Source organism: Aquimarina sp. AD1 (assembly GCF_003443695.1).
GTDB classification, from domain to species: domain Bacteria; phylum Bacteroidota; class Bacteroidia; order Flavobacteriales; family Flavobacteriaceae; genus Aquimarina; species Aquimarina latercula.
Genome location: NZ_CP031966.1, coordinates 3,611,039 through 3,625,882, shown reverse-complemented (window position 1 = coordinate 3,625,882; position 14,844 = coordinate 3,611,039). Strand labels below are relative to the sequence as shown.

The window sequence follows — 14,844 nt, the reverse complement described above, 5'->3', positions numbered from 1 at the left end:
TTTTTATACAAATTCAAATCCACTGAATTTTTCTTGTATTTCATCAAATGCATTAAATACATCGATAGAATCATCACTAGTTACCATTTTCATGCGATACTCTTTAAAGTGAGGAATTCCTTTAAAATAATTAGTGTAATGTCTTCTAGTTTCGAAAACACCTAGCTTTTCTCCTTTCCAATCAATTGCCATTTGCAGATGTCTACGAGCGGCAATTACTCTTTCTTCTATCGTTGGAGGAGGTAGATGCTCTCCTGTTTTAAAATAGTGTTTTACTTCTTTAAAAAACCACGGATATCCAATACTAGCTCGTCCAATCATTGCGCCATCTAATCCATATTGATCTCTCATTTCCATAGCACGTTCAGGGCTGTCAACATCTCCATTTCCAAAAACAGGAATATGCATTCTTGGATTGTTTTTTACTGCTGCAATTGGTTTCCAATCTGCATTACCTTTATACATCTGCGCACGTGTTCTGCCGTGGATTGCAATCGCTTTTGCACCAACATCTTGTATTCGTTCTGCCACTTCCACAATTTTGATAGAGTCATGATCCCAGCCTAATCTAGTTTTAACGGTAACTGGTAATTTGGTATGTTCTACCATTGCTTTGGTTAAGGATACCATTAGATCGATATCTTTTAGAATACCTGCTCCTGCACCTTTACTAACAACCTTTTTAACTGGGCATCCAAAATTTATATCAATAATATCTGGACCGGATGCCTCTACAATCTCTACAGATTTAAGCATGGAATCAAGATTAGCACCAAAAATTTGAATTCCTACAGGACGTTCTTTTTCGTAAATATCTAACTTCATTACGCTTTTTGCAGCATCACGAATCAGCCCTTCGCTAGAAATGAATTCAGTGTATACCACATCCGCCCCTTGTTCTTTGCACAAAGCTCTGAATGGTGGGTCACTTACATCTTCCATTGGTGCTAACAGCAACGGAAATTCTCCTACATCTATGTCTCCTATCTTTGCCAAAACCCTATGTTTTAATGAATTTTATTGTTGTAATAGGTAGCAAAAGTACGAATTATAAGTAATCTTCAAAGATGAATGAGATTTCAATTATCGTGTAGGTTTAAAAATGATGTAGTAGATGATATAAACCTTTTAAAATCGATTATATTTGCAGACTAAATGATTTTGGTTCAATTGGATCGAATTTTTTCGGACAGGGATAGAAGTGTCATCCTTTTTTGTTGCTGATGGAAAGAGCGGTGGTAAGCAAAAAAGATATAATGGATAGCCCGGTTCAGTCCGCCAAAAAAAAGAAAAATGAAAAACATAAGAAATTTTTGCATTATTGCGCATATTGATCACGGTAAAAGTACATTAGCAGATCGATTGTTAGATTTTACAGGGTCTGTTACAGCTCGTGAAGCTCAAGCGCAGTTATTGGATAGTATGGATCTAGAACGTGAGCGTGGAATTACGATCAAGAGTCACGCGATCCAGATGGAGTATACATATAAAGGGGAAGAATATATTTTGAATCTTATTGATACTCCAGGTCACGTGGATTTTTCTTATGAAGTTTCTCGTTCTATTGCCGCTTGCGAAGGCGCTTTGCTTATTGTAGATGCAGCACAAAGTATACAGGCTCAGACGATTTCTAATTTATATTTAGCATTAGAAAATGATCTGGAAATTATTCCAGTTTTAAATAAAGTAGATTTACCTAGTGCTAATCCCGAAGAAGTAACTGATGATATTGTAGATCTATTGGGATGTGATCCCGAAGAAGTAATTCCTGCTAGTGCAAAAACGGGTATTGGGATTGAAGAAATTCTTGCAGCTATTGTAGAAAGAGTTCCAGCACCAGAAGGAAATCCTGATGAACCATTGCAGGCATTAATTTTTGATTCTGTCTACAATTCTTTTAGAGGTGTAGAAACTTATTTTAAAGTAGTAAATGGTGAGATCAAAAAAGGTCAGCAAATCAAGTTTGTTGCAACTGGAAAAGATTATTCTGCGGATGAAGTAGGAACACTAAAGCTAAATCAAGTAGTAAAGAAAAGTATTAAAACGGGTGATGTAGGATATCTGATCACAGGTATTAAAGATGCCAGAGAGGTAAAAGTTGGAGATACTATTACAGATGCTAAAAATCCTACTCAGAATGCTATTGAAGGTTTTGAAGATGTAAAACCAATGGTATTTGCTGGTATTTATCCGGTAGATACGGAGGATTATGAAGAGTTACGTTCTTCCATGGAGAAATTACAGCTTAATGATGCTTCATTGGTGTTTGTACCTGAGAGTTCAGCAGCATTAGGATTTGGTTTTCGCTGTGGATTCTTAGGAATGCTACATATGGAAATCATTCAAGAGCGATTAGAGCGTGAGTTTAATATGACTGTGATTACTACAGTGCCTAACGTATCTTATCATGCATTTACTAATAAAAATCCGGATGATATTATTATCGTAAATAACCCTACTGATTTACCGGATCCTTCCTCTATGAATCGTGTAGAAGAACCTTATATAAAGGCAACTATTATTACCAAGTCAGATTTTGTAGGTTCGGTGATGTCTCTATGTATTGAAAAGCGTGGTGAGATAACAAATCAGACATATTTAACTACAGAACGAGTAGAGTTGACATTTGATATGCCACTAGCAGAAATCGTATTCGATTTTTATGATAGACTTAAAACAGTTTCTAAAGGATATGCTTCTTTTGATTATACGCCTATAGGAATGCGTCCATCAAAACTGGTAAAAGTAGATATGCTACTTAATGGAAATATTGTAGATGCTTTATCTGCATTATTGCATAAGGATAATGCTTATGGTATTGGTAAAAAAATCTGTGAAAAACTAAAGGAATTAATTCCTCGTCAACAATTTGATATTCCAATTCAAGCTGCCATTGGTGCAAAGTTTATTGCTCGTGAAACAGTAAAAGCATTGCGTAAAGATGTTACTGCTAAGTGTTATGGAGGTGATATCTCTCGTAAACGTAAATTATTGGAAAAACAGAAAAAAGGTAAAAAGCGTATGCGTCAGGTAGGTAATGTAGAAATTCCTCAGGAAGCATTTATGGCTGTATTAAAGCTAAATGATTAATTGCTTACAATTTATATTCGGTAAGAAAAAACCTATGTTAATCTGAAATAAAAAGGGTGAAATGCATTTTTTTAAGATAAAAAACTACTTTTAACCTTTTTTTTATATATTTGTACTCAGATACATAGTTCGAAAATTCACTTTTGTATCTGGAATTAATTAAATAACGATAATATAAATAGCTATGCAGAATTTTTTTACTAAGCAACCTATCTACGTTTATTTTTTCATTATTTCTATCGTATTAGCTTGTATTTCATAAAGAATTATCGATAATATAGAGAAACATTAAGTTTTCCTGTAGATGATGTATACTTTATTTAACAGCGTTTTTCTTTTTAGCTTCGATCATCTTCGATAGCATATATTCAACACCGTTTTCATCATTACTTTTGGTAGTATAATTAGCAGCAGCTTTTACATTAGGATGTGCGTTTTGCATTGCAAAGCTATATGTTGCCTGAGACATCATTTCTAGATCATTATTATAATCACCAAATACCATGGTCTCATTGGTAGAAATATTTAGACTTTTCTGAACATTTTTTAAGGCATATCCTTTATTGGCGTTATTATGAGATAAGTCTAGCCAGACTTTTCCCGAGACTTTTACTTTTAGTCGATTTTCTAGATGCTTAAGTGCTGGATATAGATATTTTTCTGCTCCTTTTTCATTGCATATAGCAATTTTTAGATATTGATCATCTATTACCTCCGATAAGTTTTTTACTATTTCGTATCTACCATAAAATTCGTCTAGCATATTTTCAAAATCTTTACCATAGTCTTCTATATATGCTTTTTTTCGTCCACATAGTATTACTTGAGAGCCTTTAAGATCTTTTGTAGCATCTAAGAGTTCTAAATAAGTTTTGCGATCAATCTCTGTGGTTTGTAATTCTTCATCTCTATGCATTGTTAAAGCACCGTTTTCTGCAATAACAATCATATCATCTTTAATGGCTTTTAGTTTATGAAGAATACTGTAGTATTGTCTACCGCTTGCGGCAACGAATGTAACCCCCAACTCTTTTAATTCATCAAATAAGTAAAAAAAGGATTGACTTACTTCCCCTCTTGAGTTAAGGAGAGTGCCGTCCATATCAGTAGCTACTAATTTTATTTGAGATAAATCCATTTTATAAAAGTTAAGATAGCAAAGGTATAGTAGTTTAAAATAAGAGACTACAATGTTATTGTAATATTTGTATTAAATAAGAAAAATTATCTTGGTCTTTAAGAAACTAAATTTTTCTTATTAAAACTTCCTTAAAGATATACTTAACAAAGTATAACGCTTTTTACAAAAAATATAACAGTTGTTAATCTTAAAAATAAATGATTTTACAGTAATTTTAGGGGAGAAAATACTTTTTACAATTTTCATTAACTCTTAAAATCAAGTAAATATGAAAAACTTAAAATCCTTAAAAAAATCATTATTATCTAAAAATCAAGGAAGTAGAGAATTGACAACTGAAGAAAGGAAAGTCATAAGAGGCGGTTACTATACTTCTGAAGAAGAATGTAAAGAAGATTGTAATGGATCAGGAGGTGGTTGGGGTTTTTGGTCACATAAAGACTATTGTGTTAGAGGTAGTGACGGATATTGGACTTGTTATGACAGCTAGAAGTTAATAATAAACTATTGATTAACAAAATACGATCTATTTTTATAGATCGTATTTGTTTTTAATATGTCTTGATTATAAAAAATGATATGGAGACAGAAATAATGTATTCTGAGCTTATTGATATTATAAAGGAAATCGTTGTTAAGAATTCAATAAAAGAAACTGAATTAAATACAGTATTACTTGTTGGAAGTAATCATCATATAAAAACTGTTGATGAAGCTCGTAATAGAGATTCTGATATAGATATTATTGTTTTATCAGAAGTGGATGCTTTTCAAATTCATACAGTACATAATGGAGTAAAATTTGATATATCTATTGTTAATCAGAATGAGATTATTAATCTCATTCTCACAGCTGTTAATGGTTCTCCTATGGCAGGTAAGATATTTTCTTCGAGTAGTAAAAAAACTATTATTAGAGATAAAAAAGGTGTAGGCGTATTTTTTATTAATATTGTAGAAAAAATTTATAGTATTTTTAACCAAGCTTGTTTGCCAAATTATAAGGCGAATCATATGTTTTTGCACAATATAGCAGCGAATCTTTCGGATACTCGAAAACAAAATCCTTCAGAATCGTTTTTTGCTTACCATAGATTATCCAACCATTTATTTGATTATATTTCTAAACTAATCTATCCTTTTTATACAAGTGGATCTTATCGAGGGAAAGTTTTTGAAAAATATCTTACTGATTTTCAGGAAAGAATATTTGAAAACACATACGATAATGTCAATACCATGGTTGTTTATTACCGTAATAAATTTTCTCCGATTTTTCAAAGTGATTACGAAGCAGTTGTATATTCCTCGGCTTTAGAAAAAGAAATTTTATCAAGTAATATAGTCTCTTTTTATTTTGGGATTGACAATCCAATTTCAGAATCCACAGTGATATTTCTGCCAAAGGAAGAGCTTCTGAAAAACAAAAATAGGGTATCGTATAAATTGCTTGAATTATATAGTATTATACCTTTTCTTTCACAAGATCAATTAGACGTATATAATTCATTTTTGGTAACCATATCTAAGGAGTACCTTTCTTTGGATGTAAACGAAAGAAAATTTGTACTGAGTTTAATTATTAATAGATTTGAAGAAGAAGGTTTTGGAAGGGTAATTCTAGAATCTTTAAAAGCAATATTGATTATAAAGACCTCTCAAGAAATCTCGAAAGAAAATATTTTTATAGGTTTAGAAGGTTTTAAAGAATGGATGCTGGAATTAGACATTGTTCTTCCTTCTGTAAAGCAGAATAATGATGTGCCTGAAAATATAGAATATACACTTTCGATACTTTTTGAATATATAAATTGTAGCGATTTTACAAAAGAAAAGGAAATTAAAGTAGGTTACATGTTTTTCGGTATCATGAGTGCTTTGAGAATACAAATTGCAGATCTTGATCTATGAAATTTTTCCAAAAAGAAATAAAACTACAGCCCTACTCTAGAGGTTTTCATTTGATTACAGATGTAATTCTTTCCGAAATTCCAGAGATTAGCAAAATTAAAATCGGACAATTGCAGGTATTTATCAAGCATACTTCTGCAAGCTTAACAATAAATGAAAATGCCGATCCAACAGTTCGTCAGGATTTTGAAAGTCATATGAATCAAATGGTGCCAGAAAACCAATCATACTATATTCATACCTATGAAGGTCCTGATGATATGCCTGCCCATATTAAGGCTTCATTAATGGGCGTTTCTGTACAAGTGCCAATTACTGGAGGTAAACTTAATTTAGGAACCTGGCAAGGGATCTATTTATGTGAACATAGAAACTATGGAGGTTCTAGAAAATTAGTGCTAACCTTATTTGGTTCTTAGAACCAGTTTGCCCAAGGAATTCTAGATAGCATTAATAACCATGCAATTGTATAAAAAATTGCCAACATTTTAAGTTTTGGAGTAGAGGTCAATTTCTTTTTATGCTTAGAATATCCAATAGTAATAAAAACAACCATAGCTATCATCATCATAGGGTGTTCTACATTGTACAATCTTAGTAAAGGATCTCCCATGATATCGCTTACAGAAACTCCCTCTGTAAACCACATGATACTTGGAGATACAAAAAAGATTATAATTCCTATTAATAACTGAAGATGCGTAACTATTAATCCAAAAAGAGATATTCTAAAATCTTTTGGAGCATATTCTCTTTTAGTAAAAAAACCAATTAAAGCGTTGAAGGTAGCAAGGGTAACAACAAGAACAACTAGGTATGCCCAATAAGAGTGAACGATTTGTATAGCTTCGTACATAATGATGTGTTTAGTTTATCCAAAGGTAAACATAATGTATAAAAAAACCTCGCTCAATTTGAGCGAGGTTTTTACAATAGCTTAATGGGAATTATTCTACTACGATTTTGCGAACATAACTTTTTTCTGGAGTTTCTAATAGAATAAAATATAACCCAGTTGGAATGGTTCCTTCCAGATTAAAGGGAATGGTATATTCTGTTTGTTGTTCATCGCTATATTGATAAATCAAACTGTTATTTGCTATGCTAAATAATTTAACGTCTATAGGAATCTCTTTGTCAAAAGATAATTCGATTGTAAAGTTTCCTCTTGTAGGGTTTGGATACATCATATATTGTTGTAATCCACTTTGATTTTCTTCTTCCTGATCAAATACTGATTGTCTTACAGTAATTCTTTTAGAGAAGAATGTTTCGCAATCTCCTATAATTGTTTTTAAAGTGATGATATATTCGCCTTCTTCGGTAAACATGATTTCTGCATACTGATCTGTGATATCAATTTGTTCTGCAGTTTCAGGAAGTATCCATTCTAAAGTATCTGGAATAGGATTACTAACATCTACAATAATAAAGCTTTCATTCACAAATAAGTCTGTAGAGACTAAGAATTCAGCAGATATCTCATCTTCTAAAGCAATAATTTCTATAGTATCTGTACTAACGCATCCGAGTGAGGTAGTAACAGAAACCATATACGTTCCACTTTCAGATAGTGTTACTTCTGATGAATTAGCTGTAAATCCATTGTCTCCTGTCCAGGAATATGTTGCTCCAGAATCCAAAATAACAGCATCTATTGTATAAGATTGTCCTAGACATAATGTTTTGTCAGGCCCTAGATCAATAATTAATTCTTCTGGATCAATAAGTTCAAAATCTTGAATGATAGAACATCCTTTACTATCGAAAATCTCTACGGAATATAATCCAGCTGAGAGTCCTGTTAGGTCTTCGGTGTTGGATCCGTTATCCCAAAAATAGGAGTATGGAGGAGTTCCACCATTAGGAGTTATATCAATGGTTCCATCATTACCTTCAAAACAAGTTGGATTGGTACTAGTAAATGTAGTGTTTAGCATTTCAGGAGGAACTAATGTAATATTTTCCTGAGTGCTACATCCTTGGCTATCTCTTACGATAAGTATATATGTTCCTGGTAGTACATCTGTTATGTTTGGAGTATTCTGATTTACATTTGTCCAAAAATAGGTGTAAGGTGCAGTTCCTCCAGTGACAGTGCTTTCTATCGTCCAATCAAATCCATCTCCACACAAAATAAAATCAGCAGATAAGCTAAGTGTTAACTCGTCAGGTTCAGAAACTAGTACGTCGCCACTTTGAACCATATTGGATTGCGAATCAGTAATAATTACATAATACGATCCTGCTGGAATATCTGATAATAGTTGGTCTGTACCTAATATATTAGAATTGCCGTTTTCAAACCATTGATAACTGTAAGGGCCAATTCCTCCAGTAGGAACAGCTCTTAGACTTGCTCCGTTATCTCCTTTACATAAAACAATATTTACAATTTCTACAGTTACTAATAACTCATCTGGTTGCGTTAATATATAAGTTTCAGAAGTTTGACATCCTAATGAGTCAGTGATCGTTATGGTGTATGTTCCTGTTCCTATATTAGTAATTGTACTACTTGTCTCAGTAAGCACACCATTAGTGTCTGACCATTCGAATATGTAAGGAGGCGTTCCTCCAATAATTGTAGTCGTTATGCTTCCATTAGTTAGCCCAAAACCAGTAGGATTATTTGGTACTACATTGCTTATTAAAAGCTCATCTGGTTGATTGATAACTATTGATAACGTTCCTATGCTACCATTATTTTCATAAAAACAACCGTTTCCATCCTGTAATTGTACTTGGTAAGTTCCATCAACGAGATTTCTAATTTGAGTGGTTGTTCCATTATCAAAAGAAATCCAATCGCTATACACACCATTTATTAATCGATATCTATAAGAATAGCTGTTGTTTCCTCCAGATGCAGTGATGGTAATACTTCCATCAGTTCCACCAAAGCAATCTGGATTATCTCCAACAAGATTTCCGGTTACAGCTGCTGGTTGTGTTACGTTAAATACAGCACTTTGTTCAGAGATTCCTTCTGCATTGCTTACAATGATATAGTAAGATCCTACAGAAATACCGCTAAGTATATTTGTGTTTCCTATCTGTGTATTGGTAGTTGCATCAAACCATTGATAGTTATTTCCACCCACACCTCCGGTAGTGATTACTTCCAGGATTCCATCGCTTCCTCCAAAGCAACTGATTTGCTGCGTTTGATTAATGTATACTAATAATTCACCAGGATTTGCTAAGTTATAAGTATCATTAATGGTACACCCATCGGCATCAGTAACTAGAATATTGTAAGTTCCTTCTGCTTGGTTAACTAAGGTACTTGAAGTGTTAGTTACATTAGATTCTAATAATATAACAGCATTTGTATTGTCTGTCCATTGATAGGTATATGGAGCTACACCTCCAGTAATAGAGATGGCAATACTTCCATCTGTGGTTCCTGTTGCTGAAGGACGTATAATAGCCACATTTGTGATATCATATACTACTGGTTGTGTTACTGTAATAACTCCACTACTCGCAGAACAATTGTTTTCATCAATAACAGTTACCGTATAATCTCCAGCATTTATGTTAGAGAGTGTATTGGTAGCGGAGCCTAATGTATTCCATTGATAGGTATAATTTCCTGTACCACCAGAGACTGTAATTTCTATATTTCCATCACTACCATTATAACACCCTACATTTGTGATGTTAATATTGGTAATTTCTAGAAGATCTGGTTGTGTTAGGTTGATATTGGTTAGTTCTGTTTGGTTTGTATTCGCATCGATAACTACCACACGATATACTCCTGCAGGAATAGCCTCTGTAGTATCGGTAGTACTTATTTCGGTATTACTAGCATCAAACCATTGATACGAATATGGCGGTACACCACCAGTTACATTCGCAATGAGTTCTCCATTTTCACCAAAACAAGCAATGGCGGTTTCAGAAGTTGTCACTAATAACGAGGCCGGTTCATCTACTGTATATGCTATAGGTCCAAGCACACAATTATTAGTATCTGTAAGTGTTAAAAAATAATTTCCAGCACCTACATTGTTTAATAGATTACTATTAGTTCCAATAGGGGTATTCGTGGTATCCGTCCAGTTATAGGTATAAGCAGGAGTTCCGCCATTTGCTACAACTTCAATACTTCCATTGCTGAGTCCATTCCCAGAGGCATCGATAATAGTAAAATCAGTAATATTTAATCCCACTGGAGGTTCTGTGATAGTAACGCTAAGAGTAGTTTCACAAAGATTGGCATCTCTAATGGTAAGATCATAAGTACCTATGCTAAGTCCTGAAATATCTTCGGTATTAGCTCCATTACTCCAGAAAAAGCTATACGCTCCAGTACCACCAGTAACCGTTACATCAATACTAGCATCATTTCCACCATTACAAGAAACATCTTCAGAAGTATAGGATGCTTCTAATAATGGAGGGTTGACTATTATAGTGGTTTCTGAAGTTCGATTTCCATTTGCATCTACGATTTCAACAATATAGGTTCCTTCTCCTAAATTGGCAATCGTATTAGTAATGGATAGATCATTGGTAGGATCTAGTGTATTGTACCATCTATAATTATAAGGGGTCACACCTCCAGCTACTGTGGCTATTAGTGATACAGAAGTATCTCCAAAACATTGCAAAGGATTATCCAATTGTATATTGGTAATTTCTAAAAGATCTGGTTCGTCTACAAAATAATCTTTGATTAGTATACAATCATTATCATCCATGATGGTAACTTCATAGGTTTCTGAAGCTAGATTCTCGATACGACTAGTATTTCCTATGACAGTAGTATTTCCTTGTACACGCCATTCATATCTATAAGGACTGGTACCTCCAGAAACCGTAATGTCGATACTTCCATTACCTGTTTGAAAACCAGAAAGTTCTGACACAGTTTCATTTGTAATTCCTAAGGGTGCTGCAGGCTGAGGTAAATTAATGGTAGAAGAAGAAAGTACGCAATTATTAGCATCAGTTACAACAACTGAATAATCGCCTGTAAGAAGTCCTGAAATATCTTCTGTAGTTTCTCCATTAGACCAGAGGTATCTATAAGGAGTGGTACCACCAGAAACGGTAATATCGATGGCACCCGTTGCATCACCAAAACACTTTATCTCGGTTTCTGCAACACTTATTGCTAAGGGATTCGGTTCATCTACATAAAATTCATCAAAAGTCATTGCTCCATTAGGATCGCCTATCTCTACTCGGTAATTTCCTTCATCTACTCCTATTAATAATGCTGAAGTATCTGATAATGGATCAAAAATCCCTGATCCTACAAAAGTCTCTTTAAACCAATTATAGGTATATGGAGTGTCTCCGCCTGATACCGCCGCGAATAGACGCGCATTATCATCGCCATTACATTTTAGATTGGTATTTAGTGTTTCATAAGCAATCGTTACTAGTAATTCATCAGGTTCTGTAACGGTAAATGCTCGGATTGCTTCGCAACCACTGTTATCAGAAGTGCTGCCAAAACGATTATCTTGTACGGTAACTGTGTAGGTTCCGGCAAATAAATTAGAAAGATCCTTATCGGAACTCGAAAATCCATTCGGGCCTGTCCAGCTATAGGTATATCCATTATTTCCACCTGTTGGATTGATGGTAATGACTCCTGTATTTTGACCAAAAATGGTCACAGGAGTTTCTGTTCCAGGAATGCTGATCGGATTGGTAGGTCCGGCTACCGTTTCGGTAAATACAGAAGATTCACAATTATTAGCATCTTTTACGATGATTTGGTACGTATTTGCAGCTAAGCCTGTAAAAGTAAATGTATTGGTGTTATTCGTTTCGTATGAAACACCATTATCAATAGAGTATTCTAAAGCACCAGTTCCACCTGTTGCATTTATGCTTAGTATTCCATCATTACCACCAAAACAATTAACATCAGTTACGCCAATGTTATTTATAATAATTTCTGGTTTACCTTCTAAATTAAATGTAGCTGAACGGTTCGAAATACTGTTGTTATCGGTAACTTCTACTTGATAAAAACCTGCTGATAAATTGGTAGCCACTTCATTAAATTGACCAATTGAAACAAATACGTTGGACGCATTTCTTCTAAACCAGTTATAACTATACCCAGTAATTGGGTTTGGAACTCCACCTGTTGCACCCGCTCGTAAAGCTCCAGTAGAATTAGAACCAGAAGAGCACAAAATTTCTATTTCTTCTGTAATAGAGGCTATTAGTGGCTCTGGTTCCTCAATTGAAATAGCTAAGATCTGATCACTACAACCTGTTACATTTTCCGTAACCGTTACATTGTATACTCCATCGGACAAACCAGTAATATCTTGGGTGGTTCTACTAAATCCTGGGTCACCGTTTTTGGACCACAAATAAGTATATGTCCCATTACTGCCACCGTTTACTTCTATATTAATACTACCATCTGCAGCACCGTTTGCACTTGGATTTTGTACTCCTCCTACTGGAATACTTACGGTAACAGCCGTTGGTGGTTCAATGATCTCTACAGAATATTCTACAACTGGATTTACAGGAGTACATCCTAAAGCGTCTACTAACTCCAATGTATATAGTCCAGCAGGAATATTACTTAGATCTTCTTGGTTATATACCGTTCCAGAATCCGAAGTCCATCTTAATCGGGAATAGCCCCCTGTATTTCCACCGGAAATGGTAAGATCGATACTTCCTGTTGAGTCTCCTCGGCAAACTACATCTGTTTTATTAGTACTAAATGAGAAAACAGGAGGTACCGTAATTTCAAGATCTGTACTGATGGTGATGCCAGTTCCATTATTATCCGTTGCAGTTACTCTGTACATGCCCGCAGATAAATTGGATCTTTGAAAATTAACTCCATCACCTAATGTTTGAGGAGCTCCTTGAGAGATATATTGATTAGATGCATTTCTTAAGAACAATTCATAGCGGTAGTTTGTTAGCCCGCCGATTGCTCTTACGGTAATTGTTCCATTATCATTAGAAGAGTCATTATCACCACAGGTTACATTACTTGAACTTTCGGTTGTGAATTGAAATAATGGGGGTTGAGTTATGGTAAAACTTCTAGAAGTACTACAACCTTCTGGGTTATCCGTAACGGTAAGCGTATATATACCTGCAGGTCGACCTGATATGTTTTGTTGATTAGATGAAAATCCATTAGGTCCCGTCCAGCTATAGGTAAGCGGTGGAGTGGTTCCTCCAGAAACATCAGGAGAAATACTTCCGTTATTGCCTCCAAAAACGGTTACGTTTGTAACAGGAGAAGGAGTACTTTCTATAGTTATGGCTGTGGCTGGATTAATAGTAACCGATGGTTGATTATTTCCTCCAGCAGTTCCAATACATTCATTACCATCCCTTATTCGAACGGTGTAGGTTCCATTAGTTCTGGAAATAGTTACATTATTACCAGAGAAAGATGTCCAAGCACCTCCAGATATGCTATATTCGTAAGATCCTGCTCCGCCTGATACACCACTGATAAGAATAGCTCCATTATTACTAGTTCCTTGACCCGATACACATGAAATATTGCGAGAAGAAACACTGTAAGTAACAGGAGTCGGTGTTCCTATATTAAAAATTAAAGGTTGATCTGCTGGTGGTTCTAGTGTTCCTAAGGGGTTCAATTGGTATTGGACTCTATATTGACCAGCTTCTAAATCGTTCCAAGTATAGAAGAATCGACCACTAACCTCTTGAATATCGCTAGGAAATACATCTCTATTTACTTGAGGTCTCGAAGGATTGATACCAAACAAATTAAAGTCAAGTTTTTCTCCTGCATCTATTGTTCTGTCTAATTCCAAGGTAAACGATCCACCACCAAGACCATCTGAGCAATCAGTTTCATCAGTTGAAATACCAAGAATTTCAGGAGATTGTATTGTCGATATACTAAAAATATACGTATCAAGGATAATAGTTCTACTATTAGTAGAGACTGTTGGAGGTGGATCAAAAGTGGGAAATTGTAAATCAATGTATTTTCCTGATCCTGATCCAAATAGTTTAAATCGTAAAATTACTGTATTCCCCAATGAAATAGTCTCTGGTATGATGGCATCAAAATCTTCTACTGATATGTCCAACGGGAATCTACTTCGATAGGTAGTATTGGTTAGCTCTTGAAAAGGAGCACCACCAATAGAATATTCCCAATAACCATCTTGAATATTTTGACCAGGAACTTCAAAAAATAAACTTTCAAAAGATCTGGTATTGTCAGCAGTTGGAACTTCTACAAAGGGTAATAGCCATACCTTACCATAGGTTCTTCCTCCGTTTGCATTTATTGTAGATCCAGTAGCGTCTCCATATTCCGAAGTTCCATAGAGACTTACATTTGTGTTTACAATATTATATGGGTCAAAACAATTATTAGTTGCAAATGAACATTCATCACTCCCAGGAAATCCATTTGTAGATGTATAATTTTGTGTTAATTCTTCGTGAAATCGTAAATCAATTAAATTTGAAGAATTATTAATATCTGTTCTTAATGACCCTGTAATAGAGGTGTAATCTGTTTCGCTAGGTAGCTTATAAGCTGCTCTATTAGCTATTGTTCTATCTAATTCTCTATCTCCGGAAAAACCAGTTCTTATATCAATTTCTACCTGAGCGTTAAAACCCATATAAATTATAGTTTGATCTTGACCATAAGCGGATAAAAAGAAGAATCCCAAAAATATACTTAGTACTAATTTCCTCAT

Annotated in this window: 8 protein-coding genes; 4 read left to right on the top strand and 4 right to left on the bottom strand. The window is 34.5% G+C overall.

From position 1 onward, the window contains the following. Positions 1-3: 3 nt before the first annotated feature. On the bottom strand, positions 4-996 hold the full coding sequence (gene dusB / locus D1815_RS15600; RefSeq protein ID WP_027394704.1) for a tRNA dihydrouridine synthase DusB: 993 nt from the start codon (positions 994-996) through the stop codon (positions 4-6). Between the two features lie 297 nt (positions 997-1,293). Here dusB and lepA point away from each other — a divergent pair, with 297 nt between their 5' ends. Next, positions 1,294-3,090, top strand: coding sequence for a translation elongation factor 4 (lepA, locus tag D1815_RS15595; RefSeq protein WP_027394705.1), 1,797 nt, complete (start codon positions 1,294-1,296; stop codon positions 3,088-3,090). A gap of 316 nt (positions 3,091-3,406) precedes the next feature. Here the strand turns inward: lepA and D1815_RS15590 are convergent, their stop codons facing one another. Beyond that, on the bottom strand, positions 3,407-4,228 hold the full coding sequence (locus D1815_RS15590; protein ID WP_118388085.1) for an HAD family hydrolase: 822 nt from the start codon (positions 4,226-4,228) through the stop codon (positions 3,407-3,409). A gap of 271 nt (positions 4,229-4,499) precedes the next feature. Between D1815_RS15590 and D1815_RS15585 the strand changes: the two genes are divergently transcribed. The 3 genes from D1815_RS15585 to D1815_RS15575 all read left to right on the top strand — a co-directional run bounded on the left by D1815_RS15585 (position 4,500) and on the right by D1815_RS15575 (position 6,561). Further along, positions 4,500-4,721, top strand: coding sequence for a hypothetical protein (locus D1815_RS15585; RefSeq protein ID WP_118388083.1), 222 nt, complete (start codon positions 4,500-4,502; stop codon positions 4,719-4,721). A gap of 89 nt (positions 4,722-4,810) precedes the next feature. Further along, complete coding sequence (locus tag D1815_RS15580; RefSeq protein ID WP_118388081.1) at positions 4,811-6,142, top strand: hypothetical protein; 1,332 nt, start codon at positions 4,811-4,813, stop codon at positions 6,140-6,142. Next, positions 6,139-6,561: a secondary thiamine-phosphate synthase enzyme YjbQ gene (locus D1815_RS15575; RefSeq protein ID WP_118388079.1), complete on the top strand. Its 423-nt coding sequence runs from the start codon at positions 6,139-6,141 to the stop codon at positions 6,559-6,561. The genes D1815_RS15580 and D1815_RS15575 overlap by 4 nt, the downstream gene beginning before the upstream one ends. On the opposite strand, the gene D1815_RS15570 is transcribed toward D1815_RS15575, so the two are convergent. Together D1815_RS15570 and D1815_RS15565 are read right to left on the bottom strand one after the other, a co-directional pair. Then, positions 6,558-6,998, bottom strand: a complete 441-nt coding sequence (locus D1815_RS15570; RefSeq protein WP_027394708.1) for a hypothetical protein — start codon at positions 6,996-6,998, stop codon at positions 6,558-6,560. The two genes, D1815_RS15575 and D1815_RS15570, sit on opposite strands and share 4 nt — an antisense overlap. Before the next feature lie 91 nt (positions 6,999-7,089). Then, positions 7,090-14,844, bottom strand: coding sequence for a T9SS type A sorting domain-containing protein (locus D1815_RS15565; protein ID WP_118388077.1), 7,755 nt, complete (start codon positions 14,842-14,844; stop codon positions 7,090-7,092).